The organism is Thermoflexus sp. (genome assembly GCF_042408815.1).
Classification (GTDB): Bacteria; Chloroflexota; Anaerolineae; order Thermoflexales; family Thermoflexaceae; genus Thermoflexus.
The window spans coordinates 14,217-27,531 of the sequence record NZ_JBHOQR010000019.1 but is presented as its reverse complement, the minus strand read 5'-3'; the positions used below and the strand labels follow the sequence as shown (position 1 = coordinate 27,531).

The following is a 13,315-nucleotide window of genomic DNA, read 5'->3' as shown; positions in this document are numbered from 1 at the left end:
TCCAGCCCATCTGATCCGCCATCAGGGCCGGCCGGGCCGACCACACCCCAGTAAGGAATCGCTCGAGGCGTGGGGCGAGGTCGCCCGTCAGCCTCCCCCCGAAGGCCCCGAGGGTCCTTCTGCGCTGGATCCCTGGCCCTCCAACGGCCCAGGAGAGCACTGACAGCGCCAGGTGAGGGTTCTGGGTTATTCGGGTCACAGAGCGGGCGACGGGACTCGAACCCGCGGCCTCCTCCATGGCAGGGAGGCGCTCTACCGTCTGAGCTACGCCCGCACGAGCGGAGGGGGCGGGATTCGAACCCGCGGTGAGCCTTTCGGGCCCACAGGTGATTTCGAGTCACCCGCCTTCGTCCACTCGGCCACCCCTCCGCCACAAATTATACTCCAGACCGCCACACGGAGGGTGTGGCTCCGAACGCCACGCCCCGCCTATGCGCTCAGCTTCAGAGGGGCTCCAATAGAGCTCCCGCGTCTCGAAGGCCAGCGCCAGAAGATTGACGAAACCCGGCTTTGCGGATACGATGAAGACAGTGGAGATCCGTACTCGTTCTATACCGATGGTTCGGGATGGGGCCGCCGGCTGCCCGCTGGGGCGTTGGCGGCCTTTTTGTTTGAGGACCTCCCGGGCTGGGCTCGGATCTCAGGGCCCCTTGGGTTACATAAGGAAGCAGGGTCAAAATATTCCTTGGGAGCGCTTTTCCGCGACCTCCTATCCGCCGTGGAATCTCGATCCAGAACAGGAGATAGGCTCCATGGCACAGGTTTTACGGATCGTCCCTCTGGGGGGACTCGGCGAGATCGGCAAAAATATGATGGCCATCGAATATGGCCGCAACATCCTGATCATCGACGCCGGGATCATGTTCCCGGAGAACGATATGCTGGGGGTGGATTTCATCATCCCCGATTGGCAATATCTCCGGGACAAAAAGGCCTGGGTGCGGGCCATCGTGGTCACCCACGGCCATGAGGACCACATTGGGGCCCTCCCCTTCCTGATCCGCGAGATCCCGGCCCCGGTCTACGCCACGCCCCTCACCCGGGGGTTGATCGAGGTCAAGCTCAAGCAGGCGAAGGTCACCGAGGGCGTCCCCCTCCACACGGTCCAGGCCGGCGACCGTCTGACCATCGGGCCGTTCACGGTGGAGCTGTTCCGGGTCTGCCACAGCATCCCCGATGGGGTAGGGCTGGGGATCACCACCCCGGCGGGCCTGATCGTCCACACCGGCGACTTTAAGTTCGACCAGACCCCGGTGGATGGCAAGCCGACGGATTTCGCAACCCTCGCGGAGTTCAGCAAGCGGGGAGTCCTGGCTCTGCTCTCCGACAGCACCAACGCAGATCGACCTGGGTGGACTCCATCGGAGCGGGTGATCGATGCAGCCTTCGACGCGGTCTTCCGTCAGGCCAAGGGCCGCATCATCGTCGCTACCTTCGCCTCGCTGATCTCCCGCTTTCAGCAGGTGATCCAGGCGGCCCTCCGCCACGGCCGCAAGGTGGCCTTCGCCGGGACCAGCATTCTGGAGAACGTGAAGATCGCCCAGAAGCTCGGCTACTTGGAGATCCCACCCGGGGTCATGATCCGCCTGGACGAGGTGGATCGCTATTCCCCGCACCAGGTGGTGATCGTCACCACCGGTGCCCAGGGGGAGCCCTCTTCGGTCCTGGCCCGCATGGCGGTCGGCCAGCACCCTCAACTCCGGATCGTCCCGGGCGACACGGTGATCCTGTCGGCCCACCCGATCCCGGGCAACGAGGAGATGGTGCATCGAACCATCAACCGGCTCTTTCAGCGGGGGGCCGATGTGCTGTATGACCCCATCGCCCCCGTCCATGTCTCCGGCCACGCCAGCCAGGAGGAGCTCAAGTTGATGATCAACCTGGTCCGGCCTCAGTACTTCATCCCCATCCACGGGGAGATCCGTCACCTCAAGGCCCATGCCCGCCTGGCGATGGAGCTGGGCATCCCGGCGGAGCGCATTTTCACGGTGGAAAACGGCTGGGTCCTTGAGTTCCGGGACGGCCAGGGGCGGGTGGCGGAGCGGGTGCCAGGCGGCTATGTGTTCGTGGACGGGGCACTGATCGGGGATATCGGCCCGGAGGTGTTGCGGGAGCGGGAGGTGCTCTCCCGGGAGGGATTTGTGGTCGCCATCGTGCGGCGGGATCCGAAGACGGGCCGGCTCATCGGGCGGCCGGAGCTGATCACCCGCGGCTTCGCTTTCGCCCGCGAGGCGGAGGAGCTGTTGGCCGGCGCCGAGGAGCTGATCATCGAGACCGTGCGCTCGGCGAACGGAGGGGGGAAGTCCCGTCAGGCCCTGGCCCATCGTATCCAGAGCGCCCTGGCCGAATATCTCTACCGCCACACCCGCCGCCGGCCGATGATCATCCCCGTGGTGACGGAGTGAAGCCGCAGGGAAGCGCCTGGCCCGAGGGAGAAGCGGTGCGGATCGATGTGGTGACCCTGTTCCCGGAATATTTCGAGAGCCCCCTGCGGGTGAGCATCCTGAAGCGGGCACAGGAGACCGGCCGCGTTCAGATCAGGGTGCATTCCCTGCGGGCCTTTGGGCTGGGACGCCACCGCGTGACCGACGACACCCCCTATGGAGGCGGCGGGGGGATGGTCATGCGGCCGGAGCCGATTTTCGACGCGGTGGAGCACATCCTCTCGGATGCCCCGCCTGACACGCGGGAGGAGATCCCCATCATCCTCTTGGATCCCGCAGGGCGCCGCTTCACTCAGGAAGTGGCCTGGGAGCTTTCCCACTCCCCCCGGCTGGTGCTGATCTGCGGGCATTACGAAGGCGTAGATGAGCGGGTGCGGGAGCACCTGGTCACGGATGAGATCTCCATCGGGGATTTCATCCTGACCGGTGGGGAGCCAGCCGCCCTGGTGATCATCGATGCGGTGGTCCGCCTGCTGCCCGGGGTGCTAGGGGATCCAGAGGCCCCTCGCCACGATTCCTTCGCGGAAAGCCTGCTGGAACACCCCCACTATACCCGCCCCGCGGTCTACCGCGGATGGGAGGTCCCCGAGATCCTGCGCTCCGGCCACCATGCGGCCATCGCCCGCTGGCGGCGGATGCAATCCCTACGGCGCACCTGGGAGCGGCGCCCGGACCTTCTCCTGCGGGCAGCGCTGACGGACGAGGAGCGGGCCTGGATCGCCCGATGGGAAGCGGAACGCCGCGCGCTCCTGAAGCCGCTCCTGGAAGGGGAAACCGGGCCGACGAGGGGATGAATCGATGAGAAGAGGATAGGGATGGGGCTGCTCTCCTGGAAGCCCAACAGGACCTGTCTGGAGCGGACAGTGGAGATGAAGCGGCCGGCTCGAGCTGAAGAATTCTGGGTTCGACCGGAGACCCGCCGCCAGCGTCTGCAGGCGCTGGCCGGGCTCCCGCGCCTCCCCTACGCCGTTGCGGCCTTCAGCTTGGGGGAAGGGGACAAAACCGTGGGATTGATCTGCCGCAACGCAGTGGCATGGGGCGCAGAACGCCTGCTGGTGATCGGCTCCCCGCTCTGGGATCGCGCCACCGCCTGCGCCGCCGACGCCTTCATCCGGATCGAACATTTCCCCTCAGTCGCCGATTTCCTGATGTGGATGGAAAGCGAGGCATGCCCCTACGAGCCTGTGATCGCGGAAAAGACTCCTTCTTCCATTCCTCTGCAGGCTTTTCCATTCCCCCCTCGCATGCTCCTGATCCTGGGGCATCCTTCCTTCGGGGTTCCCGATTCCCTGCTCTGGCGGGCGCCTCAGGTCCATATCGAGACGGCCCTCCCAGTCCCCAGCCTGAACGTCGCCGTCGCCGCTGGCATCCTGCTGTATCATTACTGGCAACAGGCATGGGGAGGGAACCCCCTCTACCGTTCCGACGGGTGATGGGACCACCCCCGGAAGCAGCGGGATAGCCCCTGGCCATCCGCCCACTCCGATGGGCGCTCAACCACCCCATGGGCGTGCGACGAAACCACCCGCCCCACCCCGACCGAGCTTTCTGGCTTATAATCAAAAGCACCGGATCTTCAGATATTGGAGGAGCCCAATTCAATGACCCCCTTATCGAGAGGTTCGGCCCGCGGGGCAGGGATCCAGCATGGGATGGTAGCCCTGATTGTAATCGCCGCCGCATGTGGGCGAGTGGTTTCGGAGCGTCTGGCTCCTTCCCCATCGCCCGGCTCTCCGCCTACCATTCCTTCGTTGAGCACGCCGGTGGTGGTGCGGGTGCCTACCCCCACCCCGATCCCGAGGCCGACGCCCAGCCCGACGCCGATCATCTATGTGGTGCAGCCCGGGGATACCCTTTATGGCATCGCCCAGAAATACGGGATCTCGGTGTCCGCCCTGCAGGAGGCGAATGGGATCACCGATCCCACTATGCTCCAGATCGGCCAGGAACTGGTGATCCCGATGCCGGGCCTGGAGGGCGAACCGGCGCGTCCTCCCACCCCCACCCCCATGCCCCTGCTGATCCAAGGATTCGGATGCACGGCCAGCGCCCTGGGCAGCCTGAGCTGCATCGGTGAGGTGATCAATCCCCAGCCTCATCCGATGCGAAACGTTCAGGTGCAGATCGTCCTTCGAAATGGAGAAGGGCAGGCGCTGATCAGCGGGATCGCCGGGACGGGCCTGGATATCCTGATCTCGGGGGGGCGGTCTCCCTTCGCTCTGGTCTTCAACACGGTTCCGACGGGTTATGCCCGGGCGGAGGCGCAGGTGATCCGGGCGGAGCCGACCCAGGAGCCCGGGAATCGCTACGGATGGGTGGAGCTGGCCCAGGCGGAGGGACGTGTGGAGGGGGCGGATTTTGTGGTCCGCGGCCAGGTGCGCAATGCCGACAAAGCGCCGATGCGCCGGATCAACGTGGTAGTGGCTTTCTACGATGGGCAGGATCGGCTACTGGGGTTCCGGCAGATTATATTCGCGGAAGAGGCAACCGGTCCAGGGGCCACACGGGACTTTGAAGCCCGGTTCGCCGCGGCAGGCGTGAAGACCTTCCGGGTGTTCGTGGAGGGACAGCGATGAGCAAGCGGGGCCTGGGCATGATGATGCTGGGAGCGGCGCTGCTGATCGCCGCGGCTCAAGTAGGGATTAACTGGTTGCGTCTGGGGCGTTCGACGGAGTGGGGCCCGTTCCAGCAGGCCGCCCTTGGGGTGGCCGGGCTCATCGCCCTGCTGGCCCTGCCCCTCCTGTGGCGAGACGGCCGCCCGGCTTAATCCGGGCAGGATAGGGGCACCCAAGCGCCCCACCCTGCTGAAAGCCGCTTAATTGGGAAACCCAAAAGCGCTTCGCGCCCGTCGATCCTCAGGCCGCCAGATGACACGCCACCCAGTGGCTAGGGCGGACCTCCCGCCACTCCGGCTCCACGTGCTTGCAGATCTCCTGGGCGATCGGGCAGCGAGGATGGAACCGGCAACCGCTGGGCGGATGGACCGGGCTGGGCACTTCCCCTCGCAGGATAATCCGCTGACGCCGGGCCTCCACCGCCGGATCCGGCACCGGGACCGCCGAGAGCAGGGCCTGGGTATAGGGATGCAAGGGGTTCTCATACAGCTCGATCCGATCCGCCAGCTCGACAATCTTCCCCAGATACATCACGGCCACCCGGTCGCTGATGTGCCGGACCATGGCCAAGTCGTGGGCGATGAACAGGTAGGTCAGGTGGAAGCGCTCCTGGAGCTCCTGGAGGAGGTTCACGATCTGAGCCTGGATGGAGACGTCCAGGGCGGAGATGGGCTCATCGCACACGATGAAATCCGGCTGCAGGGCCAGCGCCCGCGCGATGCCGATGCGTTGGCGCTGCCCGCCGGAGAACTCGTGGGGATAGCGATCGGCGAAGATGGGATTCAGACCCACCAGACGCAGCAGCTCCTCCACCCGCTCCCGCGCCTCCTTCCCCCGGGCGATGCCGTGAATCTCCAGCGGCTCGGCGATGATCTGGCCCACAGTCATGCGGGGGTCGAGGGAGGCATAGGGATCCTGGAAGATGATCTGCATGCGGCGCCGCATGCGCCGCAGCTCCCTTCCCTTCAGCTGGGTCAGATCGATGCCATCGAAAATCACTTGGCCACGCGTCGGCCGGTGCAGCTGCAGGATCGTGCGGCCGACGGTGGACTTCCCACAGCCCGACTCCCCCACCAGCCCCAGGGTCTCGCCACGTCGGATCTCAAAGGAGACCCCATCCACCGCGTGGACGTAGCCGATGGTGCGGGTGAAGATGATCCCCCGGGTGATGGGGAACCACTTCACCAGGTTTTCCACCCGGAGCAAGACCTGCCCGTTCCGATTCACCGCGGCCTCCCCGTCTGAACATCCACCCAGCATGCTATGCGATGGTTCGGTGCGATCTCCTCCAGTCGAGGGTTCTCCTCCCAGCAGCGATCGAAGGCGTAGGGACAACGCGGCGCGAAGGGGCAACCGCCCGGCAACTCCAGCAAATCCGGAGGCATCCCATCGATGGAGACCAGTCGCCGACGCTCCCGCCGGTCCAGTCGGGGGAGGGACCCGAGCAGCCCCAGGGTATAAGGATGTCGGGGGTTGTGATAGAGCTCCAGGACCGGGGCTTCCTCCACGATGTAGCCGGCATACATGACCGCCACCCGATGGGCCAGCCCCGCCACCACCCCCAGATCGTGGGTGATCCAGATAATGGCCATCCCCAGCTCATCCCGAAGGCGCTTGACCAGATCGATGATCTGAGCCTGGATGGTTACGTCCAGCGCGGTGGTGGGCTCATCGGCGATGAGGATCTGCGGATGGCAAGCCAGGGCCATGGCGATCATCACCCGCTGCCGCATCCCACCGGAGAATTGATGGGGGTAATCGTTCAGGCGCTCCGCGGCGTTCGGGATTCCCACCATCCGGAGGAGCTCCATGGCCCGCTGGCGCGCCTCGCGGGGAGACATGTTGAGATGGGTCTCCAGGACCTCGGTGATCTGCCGGCCGATGGTGAGCACCGGATTCAGAGAGGTCATGGGATCCTGGAACACCATAGCGATCTTCGAGCCCCGAATACGGCGGATGTCCGCCTCGTCCAGCTTCAACAGGTCCACCCCTTGGAACAGGACCTCGCCCTTCGTGATGCGGCCGGGTGGCTGGGGGATCAGCCGCAGGATGGAAAGCATCGTCACGCTCTTCCCGCTTCCCGACTCCCCCACGATCCCCAGCGTCTCCCCCTCATGGAGCTGAAAAGAGACCCCGTTCACCGCATGCACCACGCCATCCCGCGTGAAGAAACGCACCTCCAGGTTCCGAACATCCAGAAGCGGCGGCATTGGCTCCATGCCTCGCGTTCAGGATCCCATGCCTCCGGGCATCGCTTGCGCATTCCGCCCGGGCGACATGCATTAGAATGATAAGCAAGCGGGGAACATCCGTCAAGATCTTTTTACGGATTACGGTTCCTCGGGAAGCTGTTCGGACATCGGGGCTCTGGATCCGGCCCATGCGCTGGCTCCAGCCCAAGCGTAAGGGGTTTTTCACGGCTCATCCGGCCGGCCCTGGACCGGTTCAAAGCCATTGTCGAAGGCCAGCTTTTCATCGAGGTTCCATGCTCGCCTACTGGAGGAGCCCGGACGGGCCTCCTCCGCCAGCCCAGTCGGAGCGATGGACCATGGTCGTCGAACGCGTGGAGCTCCGCGTAATCCGGATGCGACTGAAGGAGCCCTTCGAGACCTCCTTTGGTCGGGAGCACGATCGCGAAGCCATCCTGGTGACCGTATATGCGGATGGCCTGGAGGGATGGGGCGAGGTGGTGGCCTCGCGGGATTTCGGATACTCCTATGAGACCATCGAAACCGCCTGGCATGTGTTGCGGGCCTTTCTGATCCCGGCTGTGCTGGGGCAGGACATCCCGGACATCGAAACGGTGGCCCGCATCGGGGAACGACTCCGAGGGCATCCGATGGCCCGCGCCGGCCTGGAGGCGGCCTTCTGGGATCTCTTGGCCCGCCAGGCCGACCTCCCCCTCGCCCGCTACCTCGGGGGGACCCGCGATCGGGTTCCGGTGGGCGTGAGCATCGGGCTCCAGCCCACCGATGAGCTCCTCCTGGAGAAAATCCGGGGTTATCTGGAAGAAGGCTATCAGCGCATCAAGGTCAAGATCAAGCCGGGCCGGGACGTGGAGATGATCGCCGCGATCCGCAGGATGTTCCCCGAGATCCCGCTGATGGCCGACGCGAACTCTGCCTATCGCCTGGAGGATGCGGATCGCCTGGCCGCCCTGGATGAATTCCACTTGATGATGATCGAGCAGCCGCTCCACTGGGACGACCTCTATGAGCACTCGCTCCTCCAGGCGCGCCTGCGCACGCCCATCTGTCTGGATGAAAGCATCCACACCGCCCGGCACGCCTGGGCGGCCCTGGAGATGGGTGCCTGCCGGATCATCAACATCAAGCCCGGGCGGGTCGGCGGGCTGCTGGAGGCCAAACGGATTCACGATCTGTGCTGCGCGCGGGGGATCCCGGTGTGGTGCGGCGGGATGCTGGAGACCGGCATCGGGCGGGCGGCGAACGTGGCCTTGGCCTCGCTGCCCGGCTTCACCCTCCCCGGGGATCTCTCCGCCAGCCATCGCTATTACCACGAGGACCTGATTGATCCTCCCTTCGCCCTGAACCCGGATGGCACGCTGAGCGTGCCTACAGGGCCCGGCTTGGGCGTGCACATCGATCGACGAAAGGTGGATCGAGCTACCCTGCGGATGGAGGCTTTCCAGATATAGTTCCGCCGAGGACTTCCATGGCGGCCATAGCCAAAGCCGGGGATCTGGCGCTGCTCATCGGACCGGGTGGGAAGCCCTTCCTGGTCCGGCTGGAGCCGGGCGGGCGCCTGCATACCCATCGGGGGATGGTCGCCCATGAGGATTGCATCGGGCGGCCGTGGGGGACCGCCGTGCGCTCCCATCGGGGGGAGGTCTTCTGGCTGCTGGAGCCCTCGATGGAGGAATTAATCCGCTACCTGCCCCGCCAGACCCAGATCCTTTACCCGAAGGACATCGGCTACATCTTGTTGAAGCTCTCCGTTCGACCCGGGCGCCTCGTTCTGGAAGCGGGGACCGGGAGCGGCGGATTGACCCTCGCCCTGGCTCAGGCGGTCTGGCCCCTGGGCCGGGTGGTGACCTATGAAGTGCGGCCGGAGATGCAGGCCCTCGCCCGCCGAAACCTGGAGCGGGTGGGGCTAGCTGAGATGGTCACCTGGCGGATCCGGGATATCGCGGAAGGGTTCGAAGAAACCGAAGCCGATGCCCTTTTCCTGGACCTGCCAGAGCCCTGGGCCTATCTGCCCCAGGCAGCCGCAGCCCTGCGCAGCGGCGGCTTCTTCGGGGCCATCCTCCCCACCGCCAACCAGGTGATCCGATTCCTGGAAGCCCTGCCGGCCCATGGTTTCGGGCTCGTCGAAACCGTGGAGATCCTCCTGCGTCCCTATCACACGGTGAGCTGGCGCTTCCGCCCCGCCGACCGGATGGTAGCCCATACCGGGTTCCTCATTTTCGCCCGACGCCTGCAGGAGCCTGTCGAGCCGGAAGCCCTCGTCGGGGAGCCCGAAGCCCCGGAGGCTGGAGCGGGGTGAGCTTGGATTTGGATTCAGAACGAACCCACACGAGCGCCTAATCCAGCCGGAGAAAATCTCCTTCACCCCCGCTCCCGGCGGGCTACTGCCCACCGCCGATGGATATATGGCACCGGGAAGATTGATCGAAACGGGGCAGACTATTTGGATTGAAATGAGCAGGTCTTCGATGGGCCACCGGAGGAGCGGAAGAGGCAATCACGGGGCGCGGCTGCTTCGGGTGCTGGGCCCGGTGCAGGCGGCGGGTGATTTAAGCGGTGGCCTAACACGGCGGACCGATGCTGGGCGTGGATTGGAAGAGGCGGCGGTTCCTTGGACGAGCCATGGGCGCCCTGGCCGGATGCCTGCTGACCAAATCCCCTTCGAGGGCGGATCGGCAGCCCGCATGGAGAGTGCAGCGCTCCGACTCCGAGTGCAGAGCGAAGCGTCCAGCTTCTTGCTTAAATGTGAACGGCCAAGCGGAACGGGAGGCGCTGCTTCGCCTCGCCGGGGAGACATAAGGCGCGGCCCCTTATGAGAAAATAGGGAAACCCTCGGGACGAACCGGGAGATCGCAGCGGATGCACCGGGGACAGACCGGAACGATGCGCCGATGGGAATGCCTTCCCTTCACTCTTCTCCTGCTCGGAACGCTGGCCTTCCGGGCGCCGGATGCGGAACGGGCCATAGGGCCCGGGACTGTCCCACCCACCCCTCCACCGGCGCAGGTGCGCTTCGCAGTGATCGGCGACTACGGGCAGGCCGGGCCACCTGCTGAGGCCGTCGCCCGGCTGGTTCAGAGCTGGAACCCTGATTTCGTCGTCACCACGGGGGATAACAACTACCCGCGCGGCGAGGCCCGGACCATCGATGGGAACGTCGGGCGCTATTATCATCTGTTCATCGCGCCCTATCGGGGCCGCTACGGCCCCGGCGCCGACCGCAACCGTTTCTTCCCAACCCTGGGGAACCACGACTGGGCGACCGCCGACGCGCGGGCGTATTTCGATTACTTCTCCCTGCCTGGGAACGAGCGCTACTATGAGGTCCGCTGGGGTCCGGTGCATCTGTTCTTCCTGGACAGCGATCCCCACGAGCCCGATGGGATCACCGCGGACTCCCCCCAGGCGCGATGGTTGCGGGCGCGGCTCCAGGCCTCGGATGCCCCATGGCGGCTGGTGATCCTCCATCATCCCCCCTACTCCTCCGGCCTCCACGGCTCCACCCCCGCATTGCAATGGCCCTTCGCCGCCTGGGGGGCCACCGCGGTCCTCACCGGTCACGATCACGTCTACGAGCGCATCGAGCGGGATGGGATCCTTTACTTCGTCAATGGCCTGGGGGGCCATCCCGCCCGCTACCCCTTCCGGGCTCCCATCCCCGGCAGCCGGGTCCGCTACCGGGATAGCTACGGGGCGATGCAGGTAGAGGCGGACGCCTGCCGCATGGCGTTCCGGTTCATCGCGATCGATGGCCGCTGGGTCGACACGGCCATCCGCCGGCATCCCGCATGCGAGGCCCGGCGGGACAGGCGCGTTCCGCCTTGACGGAGAGAACCGCGCACGGTAAGATTAAAGGCGAAAGACCGTGGCCCCGTCGTCTAGCCCGGTCTAGGACGCTGCCCTCTCAAGGCAGAGATCGCGGGTTCAAATCCCGCCGGGGCCACCTCCGTCCGGGCGCGGCACAGGCCGCGCCCGATTGCTTTATTCGCCCGACCGGCCTCCAGCCGGACCTGCGCCTGAGCGGGGGCGCAAGGAGCTTCTCCAAGCGATCTACACCCTCGGAGATCGATTCCCGCGCATGGACTACGTTCGCTGGCTGCGACAGCAAATCGGATCGGAACCGGTCTGGCTAGTCTACGCGACCGCTCTGATTGTGGACGAGGCCGGACGTATCCTCCTGCAGCAACGCGCGGACTTCGAGGCATGGGGCCTGCCCGGCGGCGCGATGGAGCCCGGCGAATCCCTCCTCCAGGCCCTCCATCGCGAGGTCGCGGAGGAAACCGGCCTGATCATCCAAGCCGGGAAACTGATCGGCCTGTATACATCCCCTGCGTTCATGGTCCGTTATCCCAACGGCGATATCGTCCACCCGGTGACCGCCTGCTTCCTAACGCGCCCAATCGGGGGCACCCTGTGCCCCGACGGCCGGGAGTCCAGGGCGTTGCGGTGGTTCCCCCTAAAAGCGCTCCCGCCGATGCCCCGTTGGTATGCGGCGATGATCGCGGATTACCGGCGGGGCGATCCCACGGCGGCCTTCCGGACCGGCACGCCCGGGCAGCCGGTCCGGAAACCCGGAGAAACCATTCGGCGTCTGCGGGAACGGGTCGGCCCGGCCACCCTGGTGGTCCCCGCCACCAGCGCCGTGATCTTCAACGAGCGCGGGGAGATCCTCCTGCAGCGCCGTGAGGACAATGGGGAGTGGGGATTGCCCGGCGGGATCATGGAGATCGGCGAGCGCATCGATCAGACGCTCATCCGCGAGGTGATGGAAGAGACGGGACTGCAGGTGGAGCCGACCCGCCTGGTGGGCTTGTATACGGATCCGGCGTGGACGTTTACTTATCCGAACGGCGATCGCTCCCAGCCGGTGGTCGCATGCTTCGAAGCGCGCATCACAGGCGGCCGTCTCCAGGCGGATGGCGTCGAATCCTTGGAGGTGGGGTTCTTCCCGTTAAATCGGCTCCCTGAGCCGCTGGATGTCCGCTGGCGGATTCGGATCGAGGACGCCATGGCCCGTTATCCGCATGCAGTGGTTCGGTAGAAGCCAGCTCCACCTTCTGAACCCAAAGCCTACGACGGAGATCCGCGCTACCTAATGATGGACATGCCTGACAAGGCGCGAAGGCTCAACTGGCTTATCCTCCTGGGAATGCTGCTGACGCTGAACCGGGCCTTGCTCCTGACGCCGCAGGCCATGGTCGATCTCTCCCCACCGCCCACGCCCACATCGACCGCGACCCCTATTCCCCCCACCCGGACGCCCACCCCGACGTGCACGCCGGGGCGCTGGGAGGCCGGTTCAGTCCAGGTGCCCGCCACTAACGTGGAGATCCGCTATCAGGTGTATCTTCCTCTATGCGGGGATCCGGCCCGGCGCTATCCGGCACTCTATCTGGTCCACGGTTATCCATATGATCTGACCCACTGGGATCAGCTGGGAATCGACGAGGCCATGGAAGCCGGGATCCGCGCCGGACGCTGGCCGCCTTTCCTGATCGTGCTACCGGGCTTCCCCGATGATCTGTATCTCTACACCAGCGGCGGGCCGGGATCGGTGGAGGCCGCGATGATGGAGGTCCTGATCCCCCATATCGAAGCCTCCTATCCCGCGGAGAGGGCCCGGTGGGCCCGGGCGATCGGCGGGATCTCGCGGGGCGGTGTGTGGGCATTGGAGATCGCCCTGCGCCATCCGGAGGCTTTCGCCAGCGTCGGGGGGCATAGCCCGGCGCTGAGCGTGAATCAGGCCCCGCCCGCTTACGATCCCTTCCAGCTGGCCCAGGAAGCCGATCTACAGGGGCTGCGGATTTATCTGGACGCCGGCGATACGGACTGGGCCCTGGCGGGAACCCAGCAGCTGGCGGAGATCTTGAAAGCCCGGGGAGTCCCGATACGCCTGGAGATCCATCCCGGAGGGCATGAGGATACCCTGTGGGCTCAGGCATTGGAAGCCTATCTGGATTTCTATACGGAGCCCTGGCGAGGATTGGGGCAATAGGCCGGCCTGATGGCGCCATAGGAAAACCCGTTGCGGAATCCCCTTAAGAGATGC

General features: G+C 65.6%; 12 protein-coding genes and 3 tRNA genes. 11 read left to right on the top strand and 4 right to left on the bottom strand.

Annotated elements, in window-relative coordinates; genetic code table 11:
• Nucleotides 1-201: 201 nt before the first annotated feature.
• Both ACFMO3_RS06325 and ACFMO3_RS06320 read right to left on the bottom strand, forming a co-directional pair.
• A tRNA-Gly gene (locus ACFMO3_RS06325) sits at nucleotides 202-274 on the bottom strand.
• A gap of 5 nt (nucleotides 275-279) precedes the next feature.
• Nucleotides 280-369 (bottom strand) — tRNA-Ser (locus ACFMO3_RS06320).
• Nucleotides 370-752: 383 nt separating this feature from the next.
• On the opposite strand from ACFMO3_RS06320, the gene ACFMO3_RS06315 reads away from it, so the two are divergent.
• The 5 genes from ACFMO3_RS06315 to ACFMO3_RS06295 all read left to right on the top strand — a co-directional run bounded on the left by ACFMO3_RS06315 (nucleotide 753) and on the right by ACFMO3_RS06295 (nucleotide 5,211).
• Nucleotides 753-2,405, top strand: a complete 1,653-nt coding sequence (locus ACFMO3_RS06315; protein ID WP_376789575.1) for a ribonuclease J — start codon at nucleotides 753-755, stop codon at nucleotides 2,403-2,405.
• 35 nt (nucleotides 2,406-2,440) lie between these two features.
• The gene (trmD, locus tag ACFMO3_RS06310) at nucleotides 2,441-3,238 is read left to right on the top strand and encodes a tRNA (guanosine(37)-N1)-methyltransferase TrmD (RefSeq protein ID WP_376789574.1); all 798 of its coding nucleotides are present in this window, start codon (nucleotides 2,441-2,443) and stop codon (nucleotides 3,236-3,238) included.
• A gap of 21 nt (nucleotides 3,239-3,259) precedes the next feature.
• Nucleotides 3,260-3,877, top strand: a complete 618-nt coding sequence (locus tag ACFMO3_RS06305; protein ID WP_376789573.1) for a TrmH family RNA methyltransferase — start codon at nucleotides 3,260-3,262, stop codon at nucleotides 3,875-3,877.
• Between the two features lie 168 nt (nucleotides 3,878-4,045).
• On the top strand, nucleotides 4,046-5,020 hold the full coding sequence (locus tag ACFMO3_RS06300) for a LysM peptidoglycan-binding domain-containing protein (RefSeq protein WP_376789572.1): 975 nt from the start codon (nucleotides 4,046-4,048) through the stop codon (nucleotides 5,018-5,020).
• Nucleotides 5,017-5,211, top strand: a complete 195-nt coding sequence (locus ACFMO3_RS06295; RefSeq protein ID WP_376789571.1) for a hypothetical protein — start codon at nucleotides 5,017-5,019, stop codon at nucleotides 5,209-5,211. The genes ACFMO3_RS06300 and ACFMO3_RS06295 overlap by 4 nt, the downstream gene beginning before the upstream one ends.
• Nucleotides 5,212-5,299: 88 nt before the next feature.
• Here the strand turns inward: ACFMO3_RS06295 and ACFMO3_RS06290 are convergent, their stop codons facing one another.
• Together ACFMO3_RS06290 and ACFMO3_RS06285 are read right to left on the bottom strand one after the other, a co-directional pair.
• Nucleotides 5,300-6,319: an ABC transporter ATP-binding protein gene (locus ACFMO3_RS06290; protein WP_376789570.1), complete on the bottom strand. Its 1,020-nt coding sequence runs from the start codon at nucleotides 6,317-6,319 to the stop codon at nucleotides 5,300-5,302.
• Nucleotides 6,283-7,269 (bottom strand): ABC transporter ATP-binding protein, encoded by a 987-nt coding sequence (locus ACFMO3_RS06285; protein ID WP_376789569.1) that lies wholly within the window; start codon nucleotides 7,267-7,269, stop codon nucleotides 6,283-6,285. The genes ACFMO3_RS06290 and ACFMO3_RS06285 overlap by 37 nt, the downstream gene beginning before the upstream one ends.
• A 338-nt stretch (nucleotides 7,270-7,607) precedes the next feature.
• Between ACFMO3_RS06285 and menC the strand changes: the two genes are divergently transcribed.
• From menC to ACFMO3_RS06255, 6 genes are all read left to right on the top strand, one after another.
• Nucleotides 7,608-8,717, top strand: a complete 1,110-nt coding sequence (gene menC / locus ACFMO3_RS06280) for an o-succinylbenzoate synthase (RefSeq protein ID WP_376789568.1) — start codon at nucleotides 7,608-7,610, stop codon at nucleotides 8,715-8,717.
• A gap of 17 nt (nucleotides 8,718-8,734) precedes the next feature.
• The gene (locus tag ACFMO3_RS06275; RefSeq protein WP_376789567.1) at nucleotides 8,735-9,565 is read left to right on the top strand and encodes a tRNA (adenine-N1)-methyltransferase; all 831 of its coding nucleotides are present in this window, start codon (nucleotides 8,735-8,737) and stop codon (nucleotides 9,563-9,565) included.
• 560 nt (nucleotides 9,566-10,125) lie between these two features.
• Nucleotides 10,126-11,091: a metallophosphoesterase family protein gene (locus tag ACFMO3_RS06270; RefSeq protein ID WP_376789566.1), complete on the top strand. Its 966-nt coding sequence runs from the start codon at nucleotides 10,126-10,128 to the stop codon at nucleotides 11,089-11,091.
• Between the two features lie 42 nt (nucleotides 11,092-11,133).
• Nucleotides 11,134-11,209 (top strand) — tRNA-Glu (locus ACFMO3_RS06265).
• A gap of 135 nt (nucleotides 11,210-11,344) precedes the next feature.
• Nucleotides 11,345-12,307 carry an NUDIX hydrolase gene (locus ACFMO3_RS06260; protein WP_376789565.1) on the top strand — a complete coding sequence of 321 codons (963 nt, stop codon included), beginning with the start codon at nucleotides 11,345-11,347 and terminating at the stop codon, nucleotides 12,305-12,307.
• Nucleotides 12,308-12,361: 54 nt separating this feature from the next.
• Nucleotides 12,362-13,261: an alpha/beta hydrolase gene (locus ACFMO3_RS06255; protein ID WP_376789564.1), complete on the top strand. Its 900-nt coding sequence runs from the start codon at nucleotides 12,362-12,364 to the stop codon at nucleotides 13,259-13,261.
• Nucleotides 13,262-13,315 lie beyond the last annotated feature (54 nt).

Excerpts from the sequence above, each read along its gene's own strand:
- ACFMO3_RS06255 (WP_376789564.1), top strand. The coding sequence starts at position 12,362 with ATGATGGACATGCCTGACAAGGCGCGAAGGCTCAACTGGCTTATCCTC.
- ACFMO3_RS06275 (WP_376789567.1), top strand. The coding sequence starts at position 8,735 with ATGGCGGCCATAGCCAAAGCCGGGGATCTGGCGCTGCTCATCGGACCG.
- ACFMO3_RS06270 (WP_376789566.1), top strand. The coding sequence starts at position 10,126 with ATGCACCGGGGACAGACCGGAACGATGCGCCGATGGGAATGCCTTCCC.
- ACFMO3_RS06290 (WP_376789570.1), bottom strand. The coding sequence starts at position 6,319 with ATGCTGGGTGGATGTTCAGACGGGGAGGCCGCGGTGAATCGGAACGGG.
- ACFMO3_RS06300 (WP_376789572.1), top strand. The coding sequence starts at position 4,046 with ATGACCCCCTTATCGAGAGGTTCGGCCCGCGGGGCAGGGATCCAGCAT.
- ACFMO3_RS06305 (WP_376789573.1), top strand. The coding sequence starts at position 3,260 with ATGGGGCTGCTCTCCTGGAAGCCCAACAGGACCTGTCTGGAGCGGACA.
- ACFMO3_RS06315 (WP_376789575.1), top strand. The coding sequence starts at position 753 with ATGGCACAGGTTTTACGGATCGTCCCTCTGGGGGGACTCGGCGAGATC.
- ACFMO3_RS06285 (WP_376789569.1), bottom strand. The coding sequence starts at position 7,269 with ATGCCGCCGCTTCTGGATGTTCGGAACCTGGAGGTGCGTTTCTTCACG.
- ACFMO3_RS06295 (WP_376789571.1), top strand. The coding sequence starts at position 5,017 with ATGAGCAAGCGGGGCCTGGGCATGATGATGCTGGGAGCGGCGCTGCTG.
- ACFMO3_RS06260 (WP_376789565.1), top strand. The coding sequence starts at position 11,345 with ATGGACTACGTTCGCTGGCTGCGACAGCAAATCGGATCGGAACCGGTC.
- menC (WP_376789568.1), top strand. The coding sequence starts at position 7,608 with ATGGTCGTCGAACGCGTGGAGCTCCGCGTAATCCGGATGCGACTGAAG.